This is a genomic window from Pedobacter sp. 01T416_2 (genome assembly GCF_056398925.1).
Genome location: NZ_JBFTQI010000606.1, coordinates 1 through 3,717, shown reverse-complemented (window position 1 = coordinate 3,717; position 3,717 = coordinate 1). Strand labels below are relative to the sequence as shown.

The window sequence follows — 3,717 nt, the reverse complement described above, 5'->3', positions numbered from 1 at the left end:
GTTTATAAACATCTCATTTTGTTTGGTTAATGAGAATGCTTGAAACTGAAACCAAACAAATAGTTTATTCTTAAACTAAAATCTTTTAGTCCATTGGCAAAGACAGTCGAACAAAGAGTAAATTTTGCAACTAGTAAGCACATTATAGACTATCCGGATTTTCTGGATGTGCAATTGCAATCATTCAGAGAATTTTTCCAGATAGATACCACATCAGACGATCGCTCTAGCGAAGGTTTGTTTAAAGTGTTTGCTGAAAACTTTCCAATAACAGATTCAAGAAATATCTTCGTATTGGAGTTTCTTGATTATTTTGTTGATCCGCCACGTTACGATATACATGAGTGTATTGAGCGTGGATTAACCTACAATGTTCCATTAAAAGCAAAGCTGAAGCTTTCTTGTAATGATGTAGAACATGAAGATTTTGAAACCATTATCCAGGATGTGTACTTAGGTACAATCCCGTATATGACACCAAAAGGTACGTTTGTTATCAACGGTGCAGAACGTGTTATCGTTTCGCAATTACACCGTTCTCCAGGAGTGTTCTTCGGTCAAAGCCGTCACACAAATGGAACCAAATTGTATTCTGCACGTGTAATTCCTTTCAAAGGTTCATGGATCGAGTTCGCTACAGACGTTAATAACGTGATGTATGCTTATATCGATCGTAAGAAAAAATTCCCGGTTACCACTTTATTACGTGCTATCGGTTACGATTCTGATAAAGATATCTTAGAACTTTTTGATCTTGCTGACGAAGTAAAAGTTAGTAAATCTGGTTTGAAGAAATACATCGGTCGTAAACTGGCAGCAAGGGTATTGAAAAAATGGGTTGAAGATTTTGTAGATGAAGATACAGGTGAGGTAGTTTCTATCGACCGTAATGAAGTGATTCTTGAAAGAGAAACCGTTTTAGAAGACGAACACATTGATATGGTTATCGAAGCAGGCGTAAAAAGCATCATCTTGTCTAAAGAAGATGGCGCAAGTCAGGCTGATTATACCATTATATATAATACATTACAGAAAGATACATCAAACTCAGAAAAAGAAGCTGTAGAAAACATCTATCGTGCTTTGCGTAATGCAGAACCACCTGATGAGGAAACAGCCCGTGGTATCATTGATCGTTTATTCTTTTCAGATAAACGTTACGATTTAGGAGATGTTGGTCGTTACCGCATCAACCGTAAATTAAAAATGAATACCCCTGATGAGGTTAAAGTATTAACAAAAGCAGATATTATTGCAATTGTTAAATACCTGATCAAATTGATCAACTCAAAAGAAGAAGTAGATGATATCGATCACTTGTCTAACCGTCGTGTACGTACGGTAGGTGAGCAATTGTACGCACAATTTGGTGTTGGTTTAGCCCGTATGGCCAGAACAATCCGTGAGCGTATGAATATTCGTGATAACGAGGTGTTTACACCAACTGATTTGATTAACGCCCGTACGTTATCATCGGTTATCAACTCGTTCTTTGGTACTAACCAGTTGTCTCAGTTCATGGATCAAACGAATCCATTGGCAGAGATCACACACAAACGCCGTTTATCGGCTTTAGGTCCAGGTGGTTTATCGCGTGAGCGTGCCGGTTTCGAGGTACGTGACGTTCACTATACGCACTATGGTCGTTTATGTACTATTGAAACACCAGAGGGACCAAACATTGGTTTGATTTCATCACTTTGTGTGCATGCAAAAATCAATAATTTAGGTTTCATTGAAACACCATACAAACGTGTTGAAGATGGTAAAGTAGTTGTAGATTCAGACGTTATTTATTTATCTGCTGAGGACGAAGATGGTAAAACCATCGCTCAGGCCAATGCAGAATATGATGATAAAGGTAATTTTACCACACCACGTGTTAAAGCGCGTTATGAGGGTGACTTCCCGATTATTGAGCCTGAGAAATTAGACTTAATGGACGTTGCGCCTAACCAGATTACTTCAATCGCTGCTTCGTTAATCCCGTTCTTAGAACATGATGATRCGAACAGGGCTTTGATGGGATCGAACATGCAACGTCAGGCCGTACCATTGTTGCGTCCTGAAGCACCAATTGTAGGTACAGGTTTAGAAGGTCGCGTTGCACGTGACTCAAGAACTTTGATCAACGCAGAAGGTGACGGTGTTGTAGAGTATGTTGATGCTAACGAAATCACCATTAAATATGAGCGTAACGAAGATGATCGTTTAGTTTCATTTGAAGGTGATAGCAAAACTTACCGTTTAATTAAATTCAAAAAAACCAACCAGAATACTTGTATCAACTTAAAACCAATCGTTAAGAAAGGTCAGAAAGTTACTAAAGGACAAGTACTTTGCGAAGGTTATGCAACTGAAAATGGTGAATTAGCATTGGGTAGAAACCTGAAAGTGGCATTCATGCCTTGGCAAGGTTTCAACTTTGAGGATGCGATTGTAATCAACGAGCGTATTGTTCGTGATGACGTTTTCACTTCATTGCATATTGAAGAGTTTGAATTAGAAGTACGTGATACTAAACGTGGAGAAGAGGAATTAACACCAGATATCCCGAACGTTTCTGAAGAGGCTACTAAAGACCTTGATGAAAACGGTATTATCCGTATTGGTGCTGATGTAAAAGAAGGTGATATTTTAATTGGTAAGATTACTCCAAAAGGAGAATCAGATCCTTCGCCGGAAGAGAAATTACTACGTGCAATTTTTGGTGATAAAGCAGGTGATGTTAAAGATGCGTCTTTAAAAACTCCTCCTTCAATCCAAGGTGTGGTAATTGATACTAAATTATTCAGCCGTGCTAAGAAAACTACAAAAGCTGAGGAAAAATCGGCAATTGAGAAATTAGACAAAGGATATAACAATATCACTGAGAAATTAAAAGCAGAATTAGTTGACAAATTATTCACCATCGTAAATGGAAAAACATCTCAGGGTGTATTTAACATTTACAAAGAATTATTAGTTGCTAAAGGCGCTAAATTTACTCAGAAAATTTTAGCTGAGCTTGATTATAATCACATTAGCCCTAACAAATGGACTACTGATGATGATAAAAACGAGATGATTAAAATGTTGCTTCACAACTACGGTATCCGTGTTAACGAAGAACTTGGTGCTTACAAACGCGATAAATTCGCGATCAGTGTAGGTGATGAGCTTCCTTCAGGAATCGTACAGATGGCAAAAGTTTATGTAGCTAAAAAACGTAAATTAAAAGTAGGTGATAAAATGGCGGGTCGCCACGGTAACAAAGGTATTGTTGCACGTATTGTACGTGATGAAGATATGCCTTTCTTAGCTGATGGTACTCCGGTTGATATCGTGTTGAACCCACTAGGTGTACCTTCACGTATGAACCTTGGTCAGATCTACGAAACCGTATTGGCATGGGCCGGTAAAGAATTGGGTGTTAAATTTGCAACTCCGATTTTTGATGGCGCTACGCACGATGAGGTGGAAGAATGGATCGCTAAAGCAGGAGTTCCTGCTTCAGGAAAAACCTACTTATACAATGGTTTAACAGGTGAGCGTTTCGATCAGACTACAACTGTAGGTATTATCTACATGTTGAAATTAGGTCACATGGTTGATGATAAGATGCACGCCCGTTCAATCGGACCATACTCATTAATTACACAACAACCATTGGGTGGTAAAGCCCAGTTCGGTGGTCAGCGTTTTGGTGAGATGGAGGTTTGGGCATTAGAGGCATTC

Annotated in this window: 1 protein-coding gene; it reads left to right on the top strand. The window is 38.7% G+C overall.

Annotated features, from left to right (window positions below; translation table 11 throughout):
- Positions 1-93: 93 nt before the first annotated feature.
- The coding region (gene rpoB / locus AC1DPQ_RS21105; RefSeq protein ID WP_477610774.1) for a DNA-directed RNA polymerase subunit beta at positions 94-3,717 on the top strand (3,624 nt) is incomplete at its 3' end.